The 24532-nt window shown below is 58.3% G+C and carries 22 protein-coding genes; 6 read left to right on the top strand and 16 right to left on the bottom strand.

Going from position 1 to position 24532, the window contains the following annotated elements; translation table 11 throughout:
• Positions 1-4 precede the first annotated feature (4 nt).
• The 15 genes from KGL31_09410 to KGL31_09340 form a co-directional block, all read right to left on the bottom strand.
• Entirely contained in the window at positions 5-760 is a 756-nt protein-coding gene (locus KGL31_09410) for a hypothetical protein (protein MDE2322116.1), read from the bottom strand.
• Between the two features lie 30 nt (positions 761-790).
• On the bottom strand, positions 791-3190 hold the full coding sequence (pilQ, locus tag KGL31_09405) for a type IV pilus secretin PilQ (GenBank protein ID MDE2322115.1): 2400 nt from the start codon (positions 3188-3190) through the stop codon (positions 791-793).
• A gap of 20 nt (positions 3191-3210) precedes the next feature.
• Positions 3211-3672, bottom strand: coding sequence for a hypothetical protein (locus tag KGL31_09400; GenBank protein ID MDE2322114.1), 462 nt, complete (start codon positions 3670-3672; stop codon positions 3211-3213).
• A 13-nt stretch (positions 3673-3685) separates the two neighbouring features.
• Positions 3686-4306, bottom strand: a complete 621-nt coding sequence (gene pilO / locus KGL31_09395; GenBank protein MDE2322113.1) for a type 4a pilus biogenesis protein PilO — start codon at positions 4304-4306, stop codon at positions 3686-3688.
• A 17-nt stretch (positions 4307-4323) separates the two neighbouring features.
• A complete protein-coding gene (locus tag KGL31_09390; GenBank protein ID MDE2322112.1) occupies positions 4324-4866 on the bottom strand; it encodes a PilN domain-containing protein in 543 nt (180 codons plus the stop codon).
• Entirely contained in the window at positions 4863-5921 is a 1059-nt protein-coding gene (pilM, locus tag KGL31_09385; protein MDE2322111.1) for a type IV pilus assembly protein PilM, read from the bottom strand. The genes KGL31_09390 and pilM overlap by 4 nt, the downstream gene beginning before the upstream one ends.
• A gap of 167 nt (positions 5922-6088) precedes the next feature.
• Positions 6089-6886 (bottom strand): tryptophan synthase subunit alpha, encoded by a 798-nt coding sequence (gene trpA, locus KGL31_09380; GenBank protein ID MDE2322110.1) that lies wholly within the window; start codon positions 6884-6886, stop codon positions 6089-6091.
• A 2-nt stretch (positions 6887-6888) separates the two neighbouring features.
• Entirely contained in the window at positions 6889-8070 is a 1182-nt protein-coding gene (gene trpB / locus KGL31_09375; protein ID MDE2322109.1) for a tryptophan synthase subunit beta, read from the bottom strand.
• Between the two features lie 79 nt (positions 8071-8149).
• Positions 8150-8773, bottom strand: a complete 624-nt coding sequence (locus KGL31_09370) for a phosphoribosylanthranilate isomerase (protein ID MDE2322108.1) — start codon at positions 8771-8773, stop codon at positions 8150-8152.
• 13 nt (positions 8774-8786) lie between these two features.
• A complete protein-coding gene (gene trpC, locus KGL31_09365; GenBank protein MDE2322107.1) occupies positions 8787-9590 on the bottom strand; it encodes an indole-3-glycerol phosphate synthase TrpC in 804 nt (267 codons plus the stop codon).
• Positions 9591-9625: 35 nt separating this feature from the next.
• Positions 9626-10687, bottom strand: a complete 1062-nt coding sequence (gene trpD, locus KGL31_09360) for an anthranilate phosphoribosyltransferase (GenBank protein MDE2322106.1) — start codon at positions 10685-10687, stop codon at positions 9626-9628.
• Positions 10688-10707: 20 nt separating this feature from the next.
• On the bottom strand, positions 10708-11274 hold the full coding sequence (locus KGL31_09355; GenBank protein MDE2322105.1) for an aminodeoxychorismate/anthranilate synthase component II: 567 nt from the start codon (positions 11272-11274) through the stop codon (positions 10708-10710).
• A 104-nt stretch (positions 11275-11378) separates the two neighbouring features.
• A complete protein-coding gene (trpE, locus tag KGL31_09350; GenBank protein MDE2322104.1) occupies positions 11379-12884 on the bottom strand; it encodes an anthranilate synthase component I in 1506 nt (501 codons plus the stop codon).
• Positions 12885-13029: 145 nt separating this feature from the next.
• Positions 13030-13359 (bottom strand): thioredoxin, encoded by a 330-nt coding sequence (gene trxA / locus KGL31_09345; GenBank protein MDE2322103.1) that lies wholly within the window; start codon positions 13357-13359, stop codon positions 13030-13032.
• 151 nt (positions 13360-13510) lie between these two features.
• A complete protein-coding gene (locus tag KGL31_09340) occupies positions 13511-14263 on the bottom strand; it encodes a helix-turn-helix transcriptional regulator (GenBank protein MDE2322102.1) in 753 nt (250 codons plus the stop codon).
• Positions 14264-14806: 543 nt separating this feature from the next.
• On the opposite strand from KGL31_09340, the gene KGL31_09335 reads away from it, so the two are divergent.
• On the top strand, positions 14807-15802 hold the full coding sequence (locus KGL31_09335) for a TRAM domain-containing protein (protein ID MDE2322101.1): 996 nt from the start codon (positions 14807-14809) through the stop codon (positions 15800-15802).
• Positions 15803-15850: 48 nt separating this feature from the next.
• On the opposite strand, the gene KGL31_09330 is transcribed toward KGL31_09335, so the two are convergent.
• Positions 15851-16768, bottom strand: coding sequence for a helix-turn-helix transcriptional regulator (locus KGL31_09330; protein ID MDE2322100.1), 918 nt, complete (start codon positions 16766-16768; stop codon positions 15851-15853).
• 593 nt (positions 16769-17361) lie between these two features.
• Between KGL31_09330 and KGL31_09325 the strand changes: the two genes are divergently transcribed.
• From KGL31_09325 to ftsY, 5 genes are all read left to right on the top strand, one after another.
• Positions 17362-18411 carry a multicopper oxidase domain-containing protein gene (locus KGL31_09325; protein ID MDE2322099.1) on the top strand — a complete coding sequence of 350 codons (1050 nt, stop codon included), beginning with the start codon at positions 17362-17364 and terminating at the stop codon, positions 18409-18411.
• Positions 18412-18644: 233 nt separating this feature from the next.
• Positions 18645-19079, top strand: coding sequence for a hypothetical protein (locus tag KGL31_09320; GenBank protein MDE2322098.1), 435 nt, complete (start codon positions 18645-18647; stop codon positions 19077-19079).
• Positions 19076-19801: a ribonuclease III gene (gene rnc, locus KGL31_09315; GenBank protein MDE2322097.1), complete on the top strand. Its 726-nt coding sequence runs from the start codon at positions 19076-19078 to the stop codon at positions 19799-19801. The genes KGL31_09320 and rnc overlap by 4 nt, the downstream gene beginning before the upstream one ends.
• Positions 19802-19941: 140 nt before the next feature.
• On the top strand, positions 19942-23541 hold the full coding sequence (gene smc, locus KGL31_09310) for a chromosome segregation protein SMC (GenBank protein ID MDE2322096.1): 3600 nt from the start codon (positions 19942-19944) through the stop codon (positions 23539-23541).
• Between the two features lie 24 nt (positions 23542-23565).
• Positions 23566-24510, top strand: a complete 945-nt coding sequence (ftsY, locus tag KGL31_09305) for a signal recognition particle-docking protein FtsY (protein ID MDE2322095.1) — start codon at positions 23566-23568, stop codon at positions 24508-24510.
• The last annotated feature ends 22 nt before the right edge of the window (positions 24511-24532 follow it).

The following is a 24532-nucleotide window of genomic DNA, read 5'->3' as shown; positions in this document are numbered from 1 at the left end:
TGCGCTAGAGGCTGTCGCAACTGGTTGACTCAATCTGTCCACCGGCATTGAGTCGGCTGTCAACGTCAGCTATGAGCCGAAGGATGTGAAGTCGCTCTGCGCCTGATGAGAGCAGCCTGATTTCGCAGAGGATCCGAAGCCTTTGATGCAGGCATGATCGATCGGCAACCTGGCACTCGAGCCATTTTGAATACTCTGTCAGTAGTTCCAGTCGCTTCTTCTCAAGGAGATTAGCGAGCGCTTTTCTTTCGTCAATAAGGGTGAGAATATGCGCAGCTTCTTCAGAGCGGATGGCCTCTTCAACACTGTCGATGGCCCCTCGCAACGCTTCGACACGTCCTGAGATCTGCTTTCGAATAGCGTTCCACTCCTCAGCGCCCATGAGTGGTAACTGAGCAATGGGAGCCTTTTCGTCAGGGCGGTCGAGGAGCCTCCGGAAATCTTGTGATTCGGCAAGGCGATCCTTGAGGTCTTTGAACGTTTGCTGTTGATTCGCAAGCTGTGCCGATCCCTCCGAGGGGATATCGAGCAGTAATTTGGCAAGTTCCCGTTCAGTTCTGTAGAAAGCGTCTTGCAGCCTTATGAGATCGCCTGGGGTTCCGAGCGCAATATACCGTACTGTATTCTCTCGTATCCCCGCATACAGCTCTGTCAGGCCTGCCTCTTCAGCGCGGATCGGCGCTGAAGACCAGAGCAGTACGCCCAATCCTACCGTGAAAGCGAGAAACGATTTCTTACGCTTGTGCTGAGGCCAACTCATTGTTACCGCCTCCAAAGAGTTTACTCAGTTCTAGAGCCGAGACTCTTGAAGGACAGAGGGTGTAAGGAAAATCAGAAGCTCTACTCGCTCATCCGGTCCGATCGAACGGCGCTTAAAGAGCCAACCCAGGATTGGGATGTCACCGAGAGCCGGTACTTGATCTGTGGTAGTCGCCTCGGTGGACTGCAGCAGCCCGCCGATAACCACAGTCGAGCCGTTCTGAACCATAATGTTGGTCGTGGCCTTGCGCGTGTTGATGGGGAAGACGAATCCCTGCGAGAAGTCTACCCGTTGCCCGGGGAAGGAGCGCTCCGCCTCGACCTTCATCGCGACCCGACCGTCTGGTGTGATGTGGGGCTTCACCTTCAGGCTAATAAATGCATTCTGAAACTGAACAACCGTACGCCCCGAGCTGTCGATCGTGGTATACGGGACTTGTGTCCCCTGCTTGATCTCTGCTTCTTCATTGTCCTGAGTTGCCACCCTCGGCGACGACAGGGTCCTGATCTTGCCATTGTTCTCAGCCGCTGAAAGCTGGGCTCCTACAAGGAATCGATTCGCGAGACTACCGATAGTCATGCCGAGCGCGAAAGCCGGCGACGTGACCGGAAGATTCACTGCGAGCGGGACTGGCCCGAGAAATGGGACCCCTCCTCCTGTGACGGGAAATGGATTGCCAGTAGGTGACGTAAAATTGGGGAACTGAATCGGAAGGGAAGTTCCTCCGGATGAGGAGCTTCCGCTGGATGAGGAAGTTCCTCCGGATGAGGAGCTTCCGCTGGATGAGGAAGTTCCTCCGAAAGCCGTTACCCCCGTTGTACTCCCCGCTCTCGTCGGAATCCCTGTCCCACCCCATTGAATTCCAAGACTTTGAGAGAACTGGCGGGTGGCCTCGACAATCCTTGCTTCGATCAGGACCTGCGGCGTCGGAATATCGATCTGCTTCAAAAACGCCTCGATCCGCTCCACGGCCTCAGGGAGGTCTTTCACGATGATACGGCTTGATCGCTCATCGACGATCACACTGCCTTCCTTCGTCCTCAGCGCAGTCAGGTGCGTTTTCAGATCGGTAGCTTTCGCGTAATTAAACGGCAGCAGCTTGGTCACGAAGGGATCTTTCGGCGGCGCATCAAGCTCTTTGGCGAGGGCAGCCATCTTCGTGCATACCGACTGCACATCGTTCACAATCAGGGTGTTGGTCGTCGCCTCCAATTCAATGCTTCCTCGCCGCGTTTTCAGCCGTTCCAAATGCCTTTTGACGTCAAGGGCTTTGGTATACGCCAGACGTATCACCTTTGTGCATGGAGGCTCCTCAGCGTATCGGCGCTCTTCTTCTTCAGCCTTCCTTCTTTCCTCCTCGACCTTCCGCTTCGCCTCCTCGCCCTTCCGCTTCTCCTCGTCTATTCGCAGATCTTTGAGCGCCGCCGTCTCAATGTCTTTCGCCCGGTCTTCCTTGCTCTTTTGGATCTCGCCCTTCGAACCCACATAAATCAGATTACCATCCTGCTCGTAGCTGAGGCTCTTGGCCCTGAGGATCACGTCCAGCGCTTGACGCCACTCGACATTGTTCAATCGCACGGTGACGTCGCGATCTTTCCGATCCTTGAGGCCATGCGCGACGACGATGTTCAGACCGCTCACTTCAGAGATGAGGCGCAGCAGGTCGTCGAGATCGGCTCCTTTGAAGTCCATCGATAACCGTTTGTTGGCGGCGGCGATTGTCGGAGGCGGTGGCGTCCCCTGCCCCGGTTTGCCGGTTGCCTCGCGGCTGGGGCGGTTAGCCGCTGTCGGAAGAGCAGCGGGCTTCGGCGATAGCGTTTCCTCTTTCGGAGCAGGGGGTAAGACGACTGGAGGCTGCTCGGCCTGCACCGAGCCTTTTGTCATCGGTTCGACAGGGCGGACCACGGGTTCGGCGGCCTGCTCCAGTTGTGTCGGTTCTTGCGCTATTGGCGCGTGCTCGGAGACCTCCTGGCTGACTAGAATCTGCAAGCCGTTGCGGGTTAACTCTACGCGATACGGCAGCAGGCGGTTGAAATCGAACATCAAGCGAAGAATGGGGAAAGGGGATTGCTGAAGCTCCATCGTCTCCACTCGCAAGACAGGGGAGCCGGCCGCCAGCGTGACAGGCCGGCTGATCGCGTTCCGGGCATGAGGGAGATCGATAACGAGGCGGGGCGGGGCGTGCTCCGCAAACGAGGTATAATCGACCAGCGCCGCATCAGCTGTGACAATGATGGATATCCCGTCCGGTCCATCCGCCCGGACCTGTACGCCGGTTACACCGATAACTGCCGCTGCAGAAGAGGCAACCCGAGAAGATGGATCGCCTGGGGAGCGCCGCAGCGTCTGATTCGTTGACACCCCAGTGGTCGCGCACGACGTGGAAAAGACGAAGAGGACTGCGGCCGCGAGCCAACGCTTTCGTACCACGTTGTTGCCTCCGGTTGCCTTCATCTGGACTGTACTGACAGCATATGTTTTTCTACGTAGCGGGTGAGCAACTTGCCCTCCGAATTCTTTGTGTGCACCTCAAATACGACACTATCCTTGGTAATCTTGACGACTTTGGCCGAATCAACCACGTCGTTTTCATGGATGATGTACCCCATACCGGGTGATGAATCCGACTCCACCAACGCATAGTAGGAGTGAGCTTCCCGGACAATACCCGTTAGATTCAGATGTACCGTCGGGGGCTTTTCCGCCGTCATGGCCCGAGGTGGCCGAAACGGATCGCGACGCCCCCGGGACTGGTACGACGCGGGACTCTGCTTCTCCTCTTGAGGTAAGGAGGTAACGGGAGGTACAGGCTTGGGCAGGCTCTGAACAGGCGAAGGCGCGGGCGGCATTGTATCCCTGCCGCAGGCCAGGGCGGTCACAAAAATAGGGGTGATCACGATGCCAACAGCCATCTTGCGCAGGATCCTATTTTGCCACACTCGCAGCCTCACCACTCTTCGCTGCCGAAGTACCTGTGTAGGTGTAGGTCACCACACCAAACTCGGCCTGAATGCTGTCTCCAGCCCTCTGCCCTTTCGCTGCCTGGCGAATCGTCAGGTCGGCCACGTTGACAATCCGTTCCAACCGGCCAAGTCGCTCAAAGAGCAGTCCGAGGTCGTGGTATGTCCCCATCACCTTCAGTTGTACTGGAACCTCAGTATAGAACTCCTTCGCCACCGGGGTTCCTGGCTTGAATAAGGCAACGTCGAGATCCGCCTCCTGGCCGAGAGTGGCAACCCGTTTCAGCAGCGATGGAATCTCCTTTTCAGTCGGAAGCTGCAGGACCGTACGCTGGAGCTGTGCTCGCAAGAGCGTGATGTCTTGTTCCAGGCGAGGTTTTTGGCTTGCGATCTGCCTGGTCTGCTCCACCTGTGCTTTCAAGCGGAGCAATTCAGCCTGAGCCTCGCTCCGTGCGGTCCACTCCGATCCGAGAATGAATTGCCAATAGACGACGGCCGCAAGCGTACCGAATATGACGCCGAGAGCAACCTTTTGCTTCAGCGGGAAGTTGGCAGTGTAGGCCGATAGATCAACAGAAGACAGCATCCCTCTCCTCCTTCTGTCTACACCGACAAGGTCATAAGAATCTCAAATCGTTCGACTGGCCTGCTTTCGTGCGACGCGAGCTCCGAAAATTTTAACTCAACGCTGTTAATAATCGGCTTGAGTCTCTGAAGCGCCAACATCAATTCGGCGACGACAAAGTGTGAGGAGGCATATCCTTGAATGATGAGCTTTCCAGAGTCTTTTTTGATTTCAGTGAGCCAACCGCCCTCAGGCAAGGCCTGGGCGATGCCATCAAGCAGACGGACCGAATTATTTTGGGCGGCGGCCAATTGCTGAACGAGTGTCAGGCGGTCCTGAAGCTGTTTCTTGTCGCGGGTATACTGCTCAACCACTTTGATAGCCTGTTGGTTGCTGGCGATCTTGCTTTTTGTCGCGGCGATGTCCGTCCGAAGTCGTTCTACGTCCCGCTTTACAAACCACCAGTATCCCCACATGCCACCAACAGTAAGAATCACCAAGGCAACGATCGCTGCCTGAGGGACCTTGACGCGACTCTTTCTTCGTCGCTTCTCACGCGGCAGAAGGTTGATCCTGATCATCCGGCATCATCCTCCGGCTCGCGAAGGGCCAATCCCACCGCGACTGTCATCTGGGGCGCGATACTGGCCAGGTATTGGATATCGAACTTCTTTGAATCGGCAACGATGTATTGAAAAGGATTGGCGATCTCAACCGGAAGCTCAAGCGCTCTTGAGAGAGAGGGCGCAAAATCCGGCAACAGCGCGCACCCACCGCTCAATACGACGCGGTGAATCGTATCCTTTTGGCTCGTTGAGTGATAAAAATCGAAGGAGCGTCGTATCTCCATAGCCAACTCGCCATTGACCATTTCAATTATAGGTGTGGATTCCGCGAAGCTGTGCCCGTCAACCGGCTCCCCCTTCTTTAACGCCTCGGCTTGTTCAAAACTTAAGCCCACGCTCTTCTGTAGTGATTCAGTATGTCGATTACCCCCCAGTGGGCTATCCCTGGTAAAATCTGAGATACCACCGTGAAGGATATTGATATTGGTAACGGCCGCTCCGACGTTCACAAGGGCCACTACCTCATCCGACTGGACCTTCTTAGGCATCGTGAAGGCATTCTCGATGGCAAAGGCGTCCACATCAACGACTGCGGCACTCAGCCCAGCCCCCGAAATTACCGCGAGATAGTCGTTCAGGGTGTCCTTTTTCACAGCGACCAGCAGCACATCCATCTCCTGCTCGTCTGGACCGACCTCTCGCAGAATCTGGAAGTCAAGGTTGACGTCCTCGATCGAGTACGGAATGTGCTGCTCAGCCTCCCACGCGATCCCTTCGCGCAGTTCTGCCGTCTTCATCTTGGGAACTTTAATCTTTTTGATAATGACCGAATGCCCGGAAACAGAAAAGGCCACATCCTTGACGGCAATGCCATGCTTGTCAAAGAGTTGCCGAATGGCGGTGCTGATGGCAGCAGCATCCATGATGATTCCATCTACGATCGCCTCGGGATGGATTTGGACGATGCCTAATTCGGCTACCTTATAAGAACTTCGTGATCGTAAAACATGCACGGCCTTGATAGAACTGGTCCCGATATCCAATCCAACTAGTTCCCTTTGACGCGCCATCCATGAAAACATTGCTATTTCCTACTGTTAGCAACCATCTGTTATTGAAACGTAGTCCTATATCAACCTTCATACGCCGTCACTGGGGGGTTTGTCAAGCAATATCGGATGGAAGAGTCACATCCATGCGTAGTGATAGGTAGTTACAGATATGAACCGGAAGGTTTCTACTCGATGGTCGACGTCTTCAACAAAGCAACAAAATCACCCGCGCGTTTCAACTGATCTGCTTGCCCGGCTGTTTGTTCCAGCAACGAGACAATGGCGCTTCCTACGATTACGCCATCCGCCACCCTCGACACCATCCGCACCTGCTCGGGTGTTGAGACGCCAAACCCTACCGCAAGCGGCAGGTCGGTCTCAGCTCTGATCATCCGAAGGCTGGTTTCGAGATCCTCGCTCAAGCCGGTACGCGCCCCGGTCACGCCTCGCAAGGAGACATAGTAGATAAAGCCCTTTGAGGCGGCCGCGATCGTCCGTACCCGCTCGGGTCGACTGGTCGGAGCGATCAGGAAGATGGTGTGAAGGTCATAAGCGCCCGCCGCCTCGATCAACTCGGTTGCCTCCTCAGGCGGCAGATCCGGCACGATCAACCCATCGACACCCGCCGCTGCAGCCTCCTTGGCGAACCGACTAAACCCGAAATGAAAGATCGGGTTCACATAACTCATTAAGAGCAGCGGCAGCCGACATTCCGCGCGAAGCTCCCGTATCATATCGAGGATTCGCGGGAGCGTCGTGCCACTCAGCAGCGCCCGTTGGGACGCCCGTTGGATGGTCGTACCATCCGCTAGAGGGTCCGAGAACGGTACGCCGATCTCTATCAGATCCGCGCCGCGCTTTTCGAACTCCAAGATGAGTAAACGAGTAGTATCAAGGTCAGGATCGCCGGCCGTCAAGTACGGCATCAGGGCCCGCTCACCGGATTTCCTGAGACGACGGAAGCGCTCATCAATTCGATTCATGCTCATCGCACCCCAAATCCCTCCGTGCCCCCCTTTTGTAAAGGGTGGTTGGAGGGATTTTGCGACTCAGACTCCAATAGATTCGCCACAACCTCTACGTCTTTGTCGCCTCGGCCTGATAGGTTCACGACCACAATCTGGTCCTTGCCCAGCGTCGGGGCCAGCTTCTTCACGTAAGCGATGGCATGCGCGCTCTCCAACGCCGGGATCAGCCCTTCAAGCCGGCTCAGAAGCTGAAAAGCCTCCAGCGCCTCAGCGTCGGTAGCCGAAACAAAATCGATCCGCCCGAGGTCTCGGAGATAACTGTGCTCCGGACCGACGCTCGGATAATCGAGACCGGCTGAGACTGAGTGGGTCGGTCGAATCTGCCCATCGCCATCCTGCAGAACGAAGCTCAGCGTTCCGTGCAGGACGCCCAGTTCACCCGACGCAAATCGGGCGGCGTGACGACCGGTGTCGATGCCGAGTCCACCCGCCTCTACTCCGATCATTCGGACAGTCGGCTCATCAAGAAAGTTGTGGAACAAGCCGATCGAGTTGCTGCCGCCGCCGACGCAGGCTACCAGGCAGCTCGGCAGTCTGCCCTCGAGCTCCAGGATCTGTGCCCTGGTCTCCTTGCCGATGACCGACTGAAAATCTCGAACCATCATCGGGTACGGATGAGCCCCCAGGACTGAGCCCAGCACATAATGAGTCGTCTCGACGTTGGTGACCCAGTCACGCATCGCCTCGTTAATGGCGTCCTTCAGTGTCCGACTGCCCGACTCAACCGGGGTCACCTTGGCGCCCAGCAGCCGCATCCGGACGACGTTCAAGGCCTGTCGCCGCATATCCTCGGTACCCATATAGACTTCACAGGTCAGGCCAAATCGGGCCGCGACCGTGGCTGTGGCCACCCCGTGCTGCCCGGCCCCGGTCTCGGCGATGACCCGAGACTTGCCCATGCGGCGGGCCAACAAGGCCTGGCCCATAGTATTGTTGATCTTGTGCGCCCCGGTATGACACAGATCCTCACGTTTGAGATAGATCCGCGCCCCGCCCAGATAGTTGGTGAGCCGTTCTGCGAAATAGAGCGGCGTCGGGCGTCCTACATAATGCCGGAGATAGTTCTGCATCTCCGACTCAAAGCCGGGATCAGCCTTGGCATGGAGATATACCGTCTCCAGTTCCGCAAGCGCCGCCATCAGGGTCTCCGGAACAAATTTCCCTCCGTACCTCCCGAAGTGTCCGCGGGCATCGGGAAGCGAACCCTGATGGGGCGTCTCAGCGCGCGTCGGCTTTTCTGGCTTGCTCAATGAACTCCCTCACCTTGTGATGATCTTTCCGACCCGGAGAGGCCTCGACACCGCTACAGACATCGATTGCATAGGGCCTCACTTGTGTGGCCGCTAGGGCGACATTGTCCGGGGTCAAACCGCCGGACAGGATGACCCTGGTCTGCCGCGCTGCCTTGGCGGCGACCTCCAAGGGAAAGGTTCTGCCCGTCCCGCCAGGTCGGCCAGCGACGTAAGCGTCCAGCAGGAACGCCCTCGCCTGCGGATAGATGTGTAAGCCCTCCAGGTCGCGCTCATCTCGAATCCGGATAGCCTTGATGAAAGGAACGCGCAAATGACCGCATGTGTCTGGACTCTCATGGCCGTGCAGTTGCGCGAGACTTAGACCTGATCCACGCACGATCCGCTCGATATCCTCAGGCGTTCGGTCGACGAACACCCCTACCGTGGCGACAAACGGCGGCATCAGGGCGGCAATGGCGGCCGCGGCCTCCGGCTCAACGTACCGAGGCGTCCCCTCCACGAAGATGAAGCCAAGGGCATCGGCACCGGCCTCCACCGCAGCCAAGGCATCTTCACGCGACGTAATGCCGCAAATCTTGACCCGTATCACCTTTCGACTCTACTCAGCATTCGGCTCCCACCAATAACTCACGAAGTCTGCCCCCAGGATCCGGGCTTGTCAGCAAGGCTTCACCGACCAGGATCGCGTCTACGCCGGCTTCAGCCAGGCGCCGGACATCTTCCGGCCGCCTGATACCGCTTTCACTCACGACCACAGCCTCCCGGGGAAGGTGTGGGAGGAGCGCAAACGTCGTCTCCAATCGGGTCTCCAACGTCGCTAGATCGCGATTGTTGATCCCGATCAGCGCAGCCCCCACGGCCTTCGCGATTTCGAGTTCCGCCAGGGTGTGGATCTCCACCAGCGGGTGCAGGGAGAGCGACTTGGCCAGCGAATAGAGGTCTTGCAGTTGTGAGGCTTCAAGGGCCGCCGCGATCAGCAAGATCGCGTCTGCCTGATGCGTGCGGCTCTCATAAATCTGGTAGGGGGTAATGATAAACTCTTTCCTGAGCACCGGCAGATCAACTGCCGCTCTGGCGGTCGCGATGTCCTCCAGACTTCCCATGAAAAACCGGCCATCCGTAAGGACCGAGATCGCGCGTGCGCCGGCCGCCCGGTAAGACGCCGCAATCTCAGCCACGTCAAGCGGCTCGCGGATGACCCCAGCCGACGGCGAGGCGCGTTTAATCTCGGCAATGGCCTTCAGAGGCTCAACAACCCCCGTCTCCATTCGCCTCCTCGTCACAGCCGTCGTGAAATCGCGCGGAGGCGGTGAGTCGAACGCTTGCGCCCTCATCTCCGTGAGCGGGACGCCTGCCTCCCGCTCCGCCACCTCCTGCCGCTTGTGCTCAAGAATGCGACGCAGCATCATCACGCACTATGCGGGCGCAGCAAGCAGCGCCCCTACACACCTTGCCGGCCATGTCGCTCACTGAACTCCACCAGGCCGCGAAGCTTCTCCATGGCGGCGCCCGTATCGATCGAGCGAGCCGCCAGTCCGGCGCCATCCCGGAAGTCATGGGTTTTGCCGCCCGCGATAATGGCCAGCGCAGCATTCATCAGCACCACGTCGCGTTTCGGCCCCTTCTCTCCATCCAGGATTCGCCTGATGGTCTCCGCATTCTCCTCCGCACCGCCACCCTGCAAGTCGCTGAGGCAAGCCCGTGTGAGACCGAAATCCTCCGGCGAAAGCATGTAGGTATGAACGCGCCCATCTTTGACCTCAGAGACCCGGCTCTCCGCCGCTGGTGAGAGCTCATCAAGCCCATCCAGGCCACAGACGACAAACGCCCGTTTCGATCCCAGATCGATCAGGGCTGTCGCCAACAGTTCGGTGAGGCACGCATCATACACGCCCACTACCTGAGCCGGCGCTTGGGCGGGATTGGTGAGTGGGCCAAGGATATTGAATACCGTCCGGATCCGTATGTCCCGGCGAGCCGTCATCACGTGCCGCATGGCCGGGTGCAACAGCGGCGCGTACAGAAACCCGATGCCGACTTCGTCGATGCACTCCCCCACCTGCTCCGGCGTCAGCGTGAGATCCACGCCCAGCGCCTCCATGACGTCGGCGCTTCCGCACAGACTCGACACGGAGCGGTTGCCATGCTTGGCTACCTGGACACCCGCTCCAGCCACTACGAAGGCAGCCGCCGTTGAGATGTTAAAGGTGTGACTGGCGTCGCCCCCGGTGCCGCAGGTATCGACCAGTCTCCCGGTGTCAGTCCCGGAACCTGAAGCGTCGACCCGGCTGCGCACCCTGATTCGGGAGACCTGCTCCCGCATCGCCCTCGCAAAACCGGTGATCTCAGCCACCGTTTCGCCCTTGAGCCGGAGCGCCGTCAGGAAGGCCGCGATCTGCGGGTCGGACGCCTTCCCCAACATCATTTCTTCCATGGTCATGAAGGCCTCATCAGGGCTGAGGTCCCTTCGCTCGACCAGTTTCTGTAGCGCTCCCACAATCATTGTCTACGCTTACCGCTCCTTCAGGAGAGGGAGAGGAAGTTTCCGAGCAGGGCCTTACCCTCTTTCGTGAGGATCGATTCAGGATGGAACTGTATCCCTTCGATCCGATGCGTCTTATGGCGAACCCCCATGATCTCCCCTTCTGCAGTCTGTGCGGATATCTCCAGGCAATCCGGGAACCCCTCCCGATCTACGAGAAGCGAATGATAGCGCGTCGCCTCAAATGGGTTCGGAAGTCCCGAGAAGATGGTTCGACCGTCATGGTGGATCGGAGAGGTCTTGCCGTGCATCAAACGAGCCGCCCTCACGATTCGGCCCCCGAACGCGGCGCCGATGCACTGATGACCGAGACAGACGCCGAGGATCGCAACCTGTCCGGCAAACCGTATGATGAGATCGCAACTGATGCCGGCTTCCTTGGGACTCTTCGGTCCAGGCGAGATGACAATCCGATCCGGATGAAGGGCTTCAATCGCCTCCAGCGTGATCTGGTCGTTCCGGAAGACGCGAGGGTGTTCGCCGAGCTCGCCCAAATACTGGACCAGGTTATAGGTGAAGGAGTCGTAGTTATCGATGACGACCAGCATATTCATACTCACACAATACATAAAACGGCGCTGCGAGGGAGCGTAGCAACCGAAGCAGTCTCGCAGTGAAAGTCATGTAGCGTTTTGTCTGCGCCCGGTATATTTCATCCTTTCCAGCCGCTGAGCAGATCACCAGATTGGGCCATCTGGATCGCCTTGAGCATCCCCTTGGCCTTGTTCATCGTTTCCTCGTACTCCCGCTCCGGGTCGGAGTCGGCAACGATCCCGGCGCCCACCTGAACATGCGCGGTCCCGTCAGCGACGATAACGGTGCGAATGGTAATGCAGGTATCCATGTTGCCAGAGAAGCCGAAATATCCGATCGCGCCCGCATACGGCCCCCGACGAACGGGCTCCAGCTCCTCGATGATTTCCATAGCCCGTATCTTGGGAGCGCCGGTCACGGTCCCCGCGGGAAAGCAGGCGCGCAGCAGATCGAAGGCGTCATACCCCTCAGCGAGCAGTCCCTTGACGTTGGAAACGATGTGCATCACGTGCGAATATCGCTCGACCGCCATCAACTCCGACACAGCGACCGATCCGACCTTTGCTACCCGCCCCACATCGTTGCGTCCCAGATCTACCAGCATGATATGTTCTGCCCGTTCTTTGGGATCCGCGAGGAGTTCCTGCTCCAGAGCCAGGTCCTCTGTATCGTTGCGCCCCCTGGGGCGGGTGCCGGCAATGGGACGGAGGTCGATCCTCCCCTCCTCCAATCGGACGAGCAGTTCAGGCGAACTGCCGACCACCCGGAAATCGCCCAGCCGCAGGTAGTACATATAGGGCGACGGATTGATAGTCCGGAGGGCCCGGTAGATATCGAATGGATCGGCCGTCGTTTTAGTTGACAGACGCTGAGAGATTACCGCCTGAACAACGTCTCCCGCGCGCACATATTCCTGCGTCCGTTGGACGGCCTGGATGAACTCCGCGTGGCTCATAGTCGAGCACAGTTGCAACTCCCCCTCGTCCGCGTCCGGTCTGTAGCGCGCATCGAGCGGGCGCCGCAGCGCCTCGATGACTTCATCGATCTTCCTGACGGCGTCATCGTATGCCTCCCGGAGCCGCCGGGGGGTAGCCTCCGGAACAAAGGCATTGGAGACAACCTTGATCCGGTGAGAGACGTTATCGAAGATCAGCAGGGTATCGGGCAAGAGGAAGAGCGCATCGGGCAGATCGAGATCGTCCTTGGTCGTCATCGGAAGCCGTTCGAACTGTCGAACGACATCGTAGGCCAGAAACCCTACCATCCCCCCATAAAATCTGGGGAGATCGTCGGCCCGCACCGGCCGATACCGCTGAAGGATTGCCTTCAATGGCTCAAGCAGGTCTTTTTCAATCGTATGGGATTGGATCCCATCCGCGGTGATGACCTCAACCGTTGCCCCTTTTGCTTTAAAGACCAGACCGGGGTTACTGCCAAGAAAGCTATAGCGGCCCCACTTTTCTCCCCCCTCAACGCTTTCCAACAGGAAGGCATACTCACCACGATCGATCTTCCGAAAGGCCGACACCGGCGTCTCCATGTCGGCGAGGATCTCACGATAGACCGGGATCAGATTCCCGTCTTCGGCCTTTCGTGAAAACTCATCGAACGATGGATGCAACATCTCCGCCATGTCTGGGCACCGTGATGCAAGGCTGAAAAACAGGGCTCACCCTACCATACGGGAGAAAAAGCGGTCAAGGACAAACCCGGATAGAGCTCGATAAAGATCGCAGGCGGGGTGACAGGGTCTCCGACAGAGCGGTACGTTACAGATGCTGTTGCACCTTTGCCTTAATGGCTGATTTTGGCAGCGCGCCGATGATCTGCTCGACCTGCGCCCCATCTTTGAAAAAGAGGATGGTCGGAATACTTCGGATGCCGAATCGAGCCGAAGTCTGTCGATTCTCGTCTACGTTCAGCTTGGCGATGGTGATCTGCCCCTCGTATTCGGTTGCCAATTCATCAAGGATGGGCCCCACCATCCGGCATGGACCGCACCATTCAGCCCAGAAATCAACCAGGATCAGGCCTTTCCCTTTCATGACCTGCTCATCAAAATCGTGATCCGTGATCTGAACGACATTGTTCGACGCCATACGTCCCTCCTGATTACGCTTAATGCAGTAATGCCCTCGCCGGGCTCCCCGACAAGGGCAAACGTGCGTTCAGTCGTATACTAGAGGAAGAGAGATCGACTGTCAAGCTGTTTGAAAAGACTGTGTAAACAACGAGGATCAGGCCCTACATTCACCCGAGCAACCTGTTTTCTTTGACCGGACTCTTCCCTTGGGCAGCCTCTGCCCCGGGGCGCCAGCCCAGGGCCAGGGTGGCGGCCGCCGTGCGCGTCTCGACGCCGAGTTTCTTGAAGATGTGCTCCAGGTGCGTCTGTACCGTTCGTGGACTCAGACCGAGGATTGCTGCAATCTCTGCATTGGTTTTGCCCTGCGCCACCCAGTGGAGCACCTCGGTTTTACGCCGTGTGAGCCCTAAGGGTTCCAAGGAGGCCGGTAGGACGGTCGTCTGTCGCTCTTCCAGGAACAGCAGACACTGCTCCGCCTCGCACAGGTGTCGCACCACCAGGCGCGCTCCGTCTCGCTCCAACACCAGCGGTGTTCGTGACGGCGGGGCGTCGTCGGCGTGCGCCAATTGGGTTTCCTGGTGCGTGATCCATGACCTGAGCGTCTCCGGCAGATAATCCGACGACTGTGAGCGACTACCGAAATACTCCGTGAGCCAGGCTCGCGCTTGCCGGGTCATTAGTCGGATTCGTCCCTCTTTGGCGAGGACCACCACTCCCTGATTGCCCATCTCCATCGCTCGGCGCAGAAGCGCGGTTTCCTTCTGTATCTCCGTAATCGCCTGCGCGTTCTGATACGCCTGGACCAAGTGCGGGCGAACGAGGTTGAGGAGGAGTCGGTCTCGCTCTGAGAAGTCCCGTCGGCTGCGACCGAATCCGATCTGGATCTCGATCTGCGACGGCGTGGCTAACGATACAGCCATCTGATGGTCCTTATCTACCAGTCGAAAGAGCTCGTTGTACAGGCCAAGGCGGTGGAATTGATGTTGGGTGAGGAAGTCCGAGATTTTGATCGCACTGCGGTCTCCCGTGCGCTGGCGATAGGTGACGAAGGGGTTCTCGTGGAAGTAGTGCTCGAAGATCTGCCGGGCCTCCGGGAACTCGACGTGGGAAGGCTCTACCCTGGTGGCATCGAGCAGCTTCCCGCTCTCAAGGCTGATCTCAGCATAGCTCGTACTCTCCGCGGGGATCAGCATCGAGATCCCGTGGAGGAGATAGCGGACGAACGCCTCCTGATCGTGGCAGGCGTAACAGCCCAGCACGAAGTCGAGAAAGGCCCTGAGTTGCTGCTGCTTGAGCCGTTCCATCTCCTGGCTCCTGCTGGTCAGAACCGCGGTATACGCCAAAACGCGTATTTACAGTACGGCGGGATCCGAAGTATGTCAACAGCAACGTGCTTCGAACACTGAATCCTGGCTGGATCAAAGGGGGCGAGCAGGGTGAACAGCTGTCGTGCGAGACTCGCGATGATTGGGGGCGGGGCGGCCATCGGGTTCTCTCTGGCCTTACAGGCCAGCGTCGGGCCGAACCAATGGCTGCTGAGGTTGGCCGGCCTGCTACTGGGAGCCTGGTGCGGTGCGGTGGTGAATCTCCTGCAGCGCAAGTTTCATCAGACCTCCGTCACAGTCATCATCAGCGGTATTATCGGGTTCGTCTTGGGCCTGGGCCTGGCCGAACTCTTCTTTGGCGCCATCGCCGGCCTTTTCGGCTTTATCCCAGCCTTTATTGCGATGACCATGCGGGCCATGGTTACTATCGGGACAGCGTACCTGGGGGCGGCGGTCGCAATCGAGAAGAGCCCCGCGTTCAGTATGGCGCACTTGGCGCGGCTGGTCCGGGAGGCGCCGCACGGGAAGGGCTACAAGATTCTGGATACCTCGGTGCTTATTGACGGCCGCATCGCGGACATCTGCGAGGCCGGATTTTTAGAGGGGACGCTGCTGATCCCCCAGTGTGTCTTACGGGGATTGCAGCAGGTTGCCGACTCCTCGGATCCGCTCACACGCAACCGGGGCCATCTGGGGCTGGATCTCCTGCAGCGAATCCAGAAGAAGCTTGGGGTGCCGGTCGAGATCAGCGACATAGACTTCCCCGAGTTCCATGAGGTGGACGCAAAATTGATCGCGCTGGCCAAGACCCATCACGCCAAGGTCGTGACCAACGATTTGAATTTGTATAAGGTAGCCATGCTCCATGGGATCGGGGTGTTGCACATCAATGAGCTGACTACGGCGCTCAAACCGATGGTGCTGGCGGGGGACGAACTGCGGGTCTACATCCTCAAAGAAGGCAAAGAGTACAACCAGGGTATTGCCTACCTGGATGATGGAACGATGGTCATAGTCGATGGCGGCCGCCGTCACATCGGCCAAACGGTCGAGGTGTGCGTCACCTCGGTGGTCCAGACGGCCGCGGGGCGTCTGGTCTTCTGTCGCCTGAAGGAAGAGGCCGAGGCGGCGTAAGAACGGGCCACCGTGAGATCGCGACAGGTGGCCGGCAGTCGCAGGCTGTCACCGCATACGTAAGGTTCCCAAGGCAAGCATGCGCGCGGCGGCCGCGCGTGTCTCAACCCCCAGCTTCTCAAAGATGTGCTCCAAATGCTTTTGCACAGTCCGCGAACTCAGACCGAGGATCGCCGCAATCTCTGTATTGGTTTTGCCCTGCGCCACCCACAAGAGCACCTCGGCCTCTCGTCTGGTAAGGCCTGACGACTCGAAAGATACCGGCTGGATAGTCACAGATCGCTCTTCCATGAGCAAGATGCAACGATTGGCCTCGCACAAATGCCGAACCACCAGACGCCCCCCCTCTCGTTCCACAACGAACGGCTTGCGAGGCAGCGGGGCGTCATCAGTTACATCCATGGAGACCTCCTCGTGCATGAACCAGGACCCGAACACCTCCGGCAGGCGATCCGCTTGTCGTGATGAGCGTCCGAAATACTCCGCCAGCCACTGTCTCGCTTGACCGGTTACGAGTCGGACACGCCCGTCTTTGGTGAGGAGTATCACCCCCTGACCTTTTGCCTCCATGGCCTGCCCCAGGAGCCCGACCTCCTGTCGCATCATCCTGATCACCTCGGCGTTCGCGTAGGCCTGAACCAGGTGTGGGCGGAGGAGGTTCAGCAAAAGCCGGTCTCGCTCCGAGAAGTCGCGGCGGCTCCGATGCAGCGCGACCGCAATCCAGAAGGGCCGGGGACTGGAAAGCGCTACGCTCATCGCGTACTCCATCCGCATCGGCCTGTACAGCTCGCTATACAGTTTCAGGTTGTGAAACTGACGTTGGGTGAGGAAATCCGACAACTTCATGGCGCCGCCGTCGCCGGTCTGTTGGTAGTAGGTGAAATGTGGGTGTTGTGGGAGGTGCTGCTCAAAAAGCTGTCGGAAACCCTGGAACTTGGCGGTGGATGGCTCCGCTCTCGCATCCATGATCCGTCCGCTACCATCGATCTCCGCAAATGTTACCAACCCTGTGGGGATGAGCTTCGAGATCCCGTACAGAAGATAACTGACGAACGCATCCCGATCATGACAGGCATAGAAACCCCGCACAAATTCGAGGAGAGTCCGGAATTGCTGTTGCGTCAGTCGGTCCATTTTCTGCTCCTACTGAGCACGAATACTTCATAGGTTATATACCGTCAATACGCATTATGGCGTATAACATCTTATATTACTCAGAAAATAGATCATATACGCCATAATGCGTATTGACTATACAAATGCCATTTGATTAACTCACTTGCACCATATCATTGTAATAATGTTGAATGGATGACGACAAATGTCGAAAAGATCACAGAAAGCATGATGATACATAAAGAAAATATGAAAGAGCACTCAAAGGCGGTTTTAGTAAGCGTACCGGTCTTACCGATCCTGCGCGTGGGATCTTATGATGCGCTACGCCATAGATCGAGAAAGGAGGGAGGGCAAGAGCGACAGCGTACGACAAGCAGTCTACCGGAGTGATGGGGATGAAATAGTAAGATTCCGATAACAACAGGAGAACAGGGGGGATTATGTTGAGACGTCTGAGGTTTATCGTTATAGCAGGTGTTGTGGCGATATTCGCAGTGGTCACTATGGTTTCTCAGGGTTACGCGCACACCGCCGTAGGAACATGCAAAGATCTTGGTGGGCATTGGGATAAGATTGTTAGTTTGACCGCAGCTACAGGCAAGTGGACCATCCTCGCGCATGACGAGATTGACCATTCAAAATCGGTAGATGCAGACGCGTGGATGTACAATGGGACCGTACCAGGACCGACCATGACAGTGACCGAAGGCGATAAGGTCTGCGTGCAGTTTACAAACAACCTCCCTGAGAGCACGAGTGTCCATTTTCACGGTATCAAAGCCCCGTATATCGAGAATGCGAATGACGGGGTGCCCCCAGTGGGTGCGGGGCTTGATATCCCGGGTAACGGAGGCATGGGGGCAATGCACTTTACAGCGCCCTCTGCCGGAGGCTATATGTATCACGCCCATGAGGACACCACCAGGCAGATTTTACTCGGGCTCTACGGGAAGATCATCGTAAAGTCGAAATTCCCCACCGATAACGGCTATGCTTTTGATGATATGTGGATGCTCTCCGAGTGGCGCATAGACAAGGACCCCAAGACTAATGATTATATTGACACTGTGCCGGCGGGCCTTGATGCGGACACTCTTCCCGACTACTTCACGATTGACGGCAAAGCCTTTGACCCTGTTGCGTTAGGGGATAAGGACGACGGGGTGAGCAAAGGCAACAAGCTCATCGTGCTCAAGCAAGGGCAGCGCGCGCGACTCCGGATGACCGGGATCGGCCAGTGGCCCCATGCCATGCACATGCACGGGCGTAATTTCCAGGTCGTCGCCAAAGACGGAACTGCCTTAGCGAATCCTGAGACCATGAATACGATTACGGTCCATCCAGGAGAGATATACGATATCGTCTTTACAGCGGGGTTCACCACTGAGGATCTGGGGATCTGGGTCTTTCACTGCCACCTCCTCGACCACGCCACGAACCACGATGTGTATCCCGGAGGGTTGATCAGTGCGGTTGTGATCACCAAGTAGACGAGTCCCTGACTGTCAGATCAGCCGGCGGGCTGTGGCGCCGCGTGAGCACGCCACAGCCCGCTGCTCTTCTCAATGTCTCCTTGCGTCCAACCAATCATGTTCTGTTGTATCGCGCTTCATCGCGTGTTACCATAACCGCTACCTCTAGCTACGGGTGAGATTCACGATCGCGATTCGTGGTCCAGAAGCATCCGTCCGTCACGACACAACAGTTGAAGGGAGGAACAGGTATGACGCTTATGAAACGTGTGAGTACGTTGGCGTTCATCGTAGTGCTTGGAGTGTCGGGGTCCGCCCTCGCGCAGCAGCCTGGACCAGCATTGATGAAACAGCTCCACCAGATGGGTGGGGGACAGCGGATGCGAAGCAAGGCCCTGACAGAGATGTACCAGAAGATGCAAGAGATACTTCGCCATTCCAAGATGATGGAAGGGATGACCGACCAACAGCAGTTCATGGAGGAAATGAAGAAACATATTCGAATGACGGATACGCTGATGGAACAGATGATGATACAGCAACATCCGTGGATGGTGCGCCCTCAGCCAAAGCCGACGTATCAGGAGTCCCATCCCGGGAAGAGTCAGCAGGTCGAGCCGCAGGCGAGCCCGGAGGACACGAAGCAGCCGGAGCATCAGGAGTCCCAACCCGGCAAGAGTCAGTGATCCGGATCCCTTCCCCTCCTCTCGCCCTCTTCGGCCACCGGTTCCGAGACCCGACGCTCCTCGAAGCCGCCCTGACTCACCCCTCTTCCACCGATCCTGCGCAGACGGACCTCCGTCTTCGTTACCAGCGGCTTGAGTTTCTAGGCGATGCCGTCTGGAATCTCTATGTCAGCGACGCCCTCGTCTCTCTGCTTCCGACAGCCTCTGAGGGTGAACTCACCCTGCGTCGAGCCAACCTCGTGAGCGCCGCTGCCCTGGCTGACATGGCGCAACTCCACGGCCTTGCGCCGTTAGTCGTACTGAGCAAGGGAGAAGAGTTGACGGGGGGGAGGCAAAAGGCCAGGGTCCTCTCAACGACCTTCGAGGCTGTAATAGGAGCCATCTATCTGGATGGCGGCGCCAAGACGATCCGTGATCTGGCGCGGAAGGCCTGCGTCGGAACCCTTGAAGGAGAAAGGTTGACCCTCGATCCGAAAACCGCCTTGCAACAACTCGCTCAATCGCGCCTGCACTCGACCCCCCGTTATCGTCTCATTCGCCGGTCAGGCGCCGCCCACGCTCCGACGTTTGAAGTTGAGGTGATGGTCGGGCGGTTACCGATTGCAAAGGGCAAGGGGCGAAACCGACAAGAGGCTGAGCGGGAGGCCGCTCACACCGCGCTCGGATCATTGACGGACCAGTTATCTACAACATCTGGTAGTCATAATATAATTGACTACTGATTCTTGTATTTTTCTTGACAAGGATATTCTGGATTTGATAAGGTGTGATTGATTTATCTCATTTTGGCCTCGGATTGTGGAGACGTCAGCGTGGGTCACAATAGTCCGGTCATCATGCCGGCTGACAGTGGTGTCAGGCGATGCGGCTTCTGCGATTAACCGCGTTTGGCTTTAAATCGTTCGCTGAGAAGGTCGAGGTGACCTTCGAGCCCGGCGTGACTGCTATCGTGGGTCCGAACGGCTGCGGCAAGAGTAACCTCTCCGACGCAATTCGATGGGCGCTCGGCGAGCAGAGTGCGAGGCTGTTACGCGGGGATCGAATGGACGACCTGATCTTTGCAGGTAACAGTATCCGAAAGCCGCTTGGTATGGCGGAAGTCTCTCTGATCTTCACTGATAACTATGGCAACATCCCGACGGAATTTCACGAGGTGACGGTCACCCGCCGCTTGTATCGGTCCGGCGAGAGCGAGTACCTCCTGAATCACGTTCCGTGCCGGTTGCGCGATATCACCGATCTCTTCCTGGATACCGGGTTGGGGGCTGAGCCGTATGCACTGATCGAACAAGGCAGCATCGGCAGCATCGTCAGCGCCAAGCCGGCCGAACGTCGGCTCCTCATCGAGGAGGCTGCCGGCATTATGACTTACAAAGTGAGGAAGAGGTCCGCTCTCGCGAAGCTGGAAGCGGCAGAGCAGAACCTGCTCCGAGTGAGCGATATTATCCGAGAAGTGGAGCGGCAAAAGAACTCCCTCAAACGACAAGCGAGCAAGGCGGAACGCTACCGCGCCTACCAGGACCGGGCGCTCGAGCTCAAGGGCTTTGTAAAGTTCTCCGAGCTTCAGCGGTTGCGACAACAACTCACGCTGCTCCAGGATACAGCCCTGACCGCCCGGAATGAGGTAGATTCGGCACAGGCGGCAGTGGTTGCCGTGGAGGCTGAACAGGAGACCATACGTATTCGCGAGCTGGAGCAGGAACAGGCGAGGGCGGTCTCACAGGAGCGACTGCACGAACTGAGGAGCTGTCTGTCTCGCGATGAAGCCGAACTCAACCACGTGCGGCAGATGCTGAATGAATCAGCGCTTCGAAAACAGGAGCGGCGGGACCGCTCGGCGCACCTGCAAGGCCGACGTATAGTATTGGAGCAGCAGGAGACTGACGCAAAAGCGCAGGAACAGACTCTGGCCGGCGAGCTTGAAGCCAGCCGTACGCAGCTCGATCTCAAATCTTCGGAACTGCATGCGCTGGAAGAGACGATCGCGGCAGCGACGCGAGCGCTTGAGGCCAAGCGGCGGCGTCTCGTCCAGGGCGCGGCAGGTCTGGCAGACCGTCGCAATCACCTGACCAGCCTCCGGGAGAGGGCGCGCCTCTACGGCACTCAACGTGATCTGGCCATCGAACGCAAAGCCCGGCTCGATCACCAGGACTGCGACCTCGTCCCTTTGGAGGAGGCGCAGCGCGCGGTTCTCGATCAAGTAGTCGAACGACTGAACGCGCTGCAGACAGAGCGCATGGCGCTCACACAGCAGGCGGCGGAGGAGGAGACCGCCCGGGAGACCACAAAACCTCAACTGGAGGCGCTCCGGGATGAGACGGCCAAGCTCCGCAGTCGTCTGGCTTCGCTCATCGAGTTGAGTCAGAGTTTCGAAGGATACGCCGACGGCCACCGGTACCTCCTCACGCAAAAGGCCAAGGGAGAGGCGAGGGTCGAAGGGCTGAAGAGCTCGCTGGCCGATCTGCTTGAGGTGCCAGCCCGCTACGAGCGCGCCATCGAAGCGTTGCTCGGCGATGCCTTGCAGGGACTCGTAATGCAACGGACGGAAGATGTCCAAGAGGCCATTCGACTGCTTATCGAGCGGGGACAGGGTCGCGCAACCTTCCTCCTTCACCCCGAAACTCTCAGCCTTCAGCCTTCAGCCTTCAGCCTTCATGATGGGACATCGACGACTCGGCTGCGTGAGGCCCTTCCCTCTTCAACGACTTCAGTCGAGGGACTTGCGCTTGATCTGGTCCGCTGCGCCGAAGGCGATCGGCCACTCGTGGAAGCGCTCCTGGCCGATGGGATCGTCGTCAAGGAGCTGCCGGATGCGCTCGCTCTCAGCAACGGCCTCCCCGCCCCGTTTGCGATAGCCACACTCACCGGCGAACTCGTCACCAGCAAGGGGATCATCGCCGGCGGTCCGGGCGGGGGTTCCGGCATCCTTCCGAGACGGCGGGAAATCGCCCGGCTTCGAGATCGCGTCCGGGAGTTGCACGACAACCTTCAGGCGGTCGAAGCCTCATGGGAGGCGTCCTGCCAACGCTCAGCCCGTTTTGCGGAATCGTTGGAGTTGCTGAACCAGCGCCTGCACGAGCTGGAGATTGAGCGCCTCAAGGCGGAGACTGCATTTGCCCATACGAGCGCAGAACGGCGACGCCTTGTGCAGCAGATCGAGGTGCTGACCTATGAAGCCGGGAGTCATGAGGAGGACCTTCGCGCGCTCGGCGAAGAGATCCGCTCGCTCGAGGGCTCTCTCATGGAGCTCGAAGGCCAAGAGCAGGCTACTCAGCTCGAGACGGTGAAGCTCGAGGCCGAAGCGACCGCCCGGCAGCAGGAACGGGACGGCCTCATCCGGGAGGCGGGAGAATACCGCGTCCAACTCACGGCGCTGCAAGGTCAGCGGGAGATCCTGACCCGCGGTCTTGCCAGGACGGTCGAGGAACTCGGCGAGGTAAGTAGTGAACTGGAGTCGCTCGAAGCCGGGCTCGCCGAACAACAGCTCCGCGAGACGAAGATGGAGACTTCCACAATACAGCTTCAGGAGCGGCTAACTTCCCTGGTGGAGGAAGAGCAGGAGGCGCAGCGACTCGTCGTCGCACAGGATGAGAGACGTCGGGAGCTGAATGAGAGTCGGCAGTCGATCGACGAAAACCTTCGCATACTGAAGCAGTCGCTGGCCGAAAAACAGCAGGCCTGCAGCGACACGGCGATCCGGCTTGCCGAACTGCGAAATACGACCTCGCTCCTTGAGCAGGCACTGCGGGAAGAAGGGCCTCCCGATCTGGATGCCATTGTCCTGCGACTGACCGGCAGCGGCCTTGGAATCGACGCGGCCAACATCGAACTTGCGGATCTCACGACCAGGATTGCCGAACTGGGTGCGGTCAACATGGCCGCCCTGGAAGAATATCAGGAACTGGCCGAACGCCACCGCTTTCTCTCAGCTCAGGTCGAAGATCTCTCATCGTCTGTCCAGTCTCTCCGTACAGCCATTTCGGAGATTAACCATACCATTCAGCAGCGGTTCAGCGAGACCCTCGAGACCGTAGCCGGCCATCTGGACCGACTCTGGCGCTGCCTCATTCCGGGAGGCCAGGCGTCTCTCAGTATGGCCGAACCAGAGGATGGCGAAGAGGAGCCGGGGGTGGAGATGGTGGTTCGGATCCCCGGTAAGCGCCCAACCCTCAATCTGCTATCCGGAGGCGAGAAGGCGCTAGCCGCGCTGGCGCTTCTGCTGGCGCTATTCCACACTCGCCCCAGCCCCTTCTGCCTGCTGGACGAGGTCGATGCCCCCCTCGACGATGCGAACGCCGAGCGGTTTGCCTCGCTTCTGAAGGACATGGCCGCCAGCGCCCAATTCCTCCTCATCACTCACAACAAGCGGACGATGTCAGCCGCCGACCTTCTGTACGGCGTCACCATGGAGGAGCACGGGGTTTCAAAGCTCCTCTCTCTCCGTATGAACCGCGCAGCCTGACAAAAGGCGGACAGGAAGGTCTGTATGTTCACCAACGACTCTCCACGCCAAGGCCTTTTCGGACGATTCGTGGCCGGCCTCGCTCGAACTCGCCAGGGGTTAGCGGGACAGATCGGACGGCTATTCGGCGCGAATGCCCCCAGCGCCGCTGATCTGGAAGCGCTGGAAGAGGCCTTAATCGCCGCCGATTTCGGCCCGGCACTGGCGCAACAACTTATAGCACCCCTCCATCAACGCCTCAGCCGCAGTGATCTCAGCAACCTCGATCAAGTGGAAGTGGCCCTCAAGCGCGGCGTACTTGGTATTCTGGGCGGGGTCGCCCAGCCTCCTTCAGCCACAGACCATCAGACCACACCTCAGGTCTTACTCTTTCTTGGAATCAACGGGTCCGGAAAGACCACCACCATCGGCAAGTTGGCCAACCGCCTTATCAGCGAGGGTGGGCGCGTGGTGTTGGCCGGGGCCGACACCTTCCGGGCAGCCGCCATCGAGCAACTGGGGATATGGGGCCATCGCGTGGGCGCCGATGTCATCTGCCACCAGGCCGGGGCCGATCCTTCTGCTGTGGTCTTTGACGCCGTGCAGGCCGCCTGCTCACGCGGCGCAAGCCACCTGCTCATCGATACGGCCGGCCGCCTGCACACCAAACGAAACCTGATGGAGGAGTTGAAGAAGATTCAGCGAGTGATCTCACGACAGATGCCGGATGCGCCTCACGAACGGATCATGGTTCTTGATGCCACCTCCGGCCTGAACGCGCTGGTCCAGGCGAAAACCTTTCACGAGGCTGTGGGATTGACGAGTCTGATCTTGACGAAGCTGGACGGTACCGCCAAAGGGGGCGTCGTCGTCGCTATCGCCGATCAATTGAAACTTCCAATCAGTTTTGTCGGTCTGGGCGAGGGTGTTGACGACCTACAACCGTTCGCGGCAGAAACCTTTACGGACGCCCTGTTCGCACGATCCTAATACCCCATCCGATCTGTTTTCG

It is taken from the genome of Candidatus Methylomirabilota bacterium (assembly GCA_028870115.1).
GTDB lineage: Bacteria > Methylomirabilota > Methylomirabilia > Methylomirabilales > Methylomirabilaceae > Methylomirabilis.
This window is presented reverse-complemented; position numbering and strand designations above follow the sequence as displayed.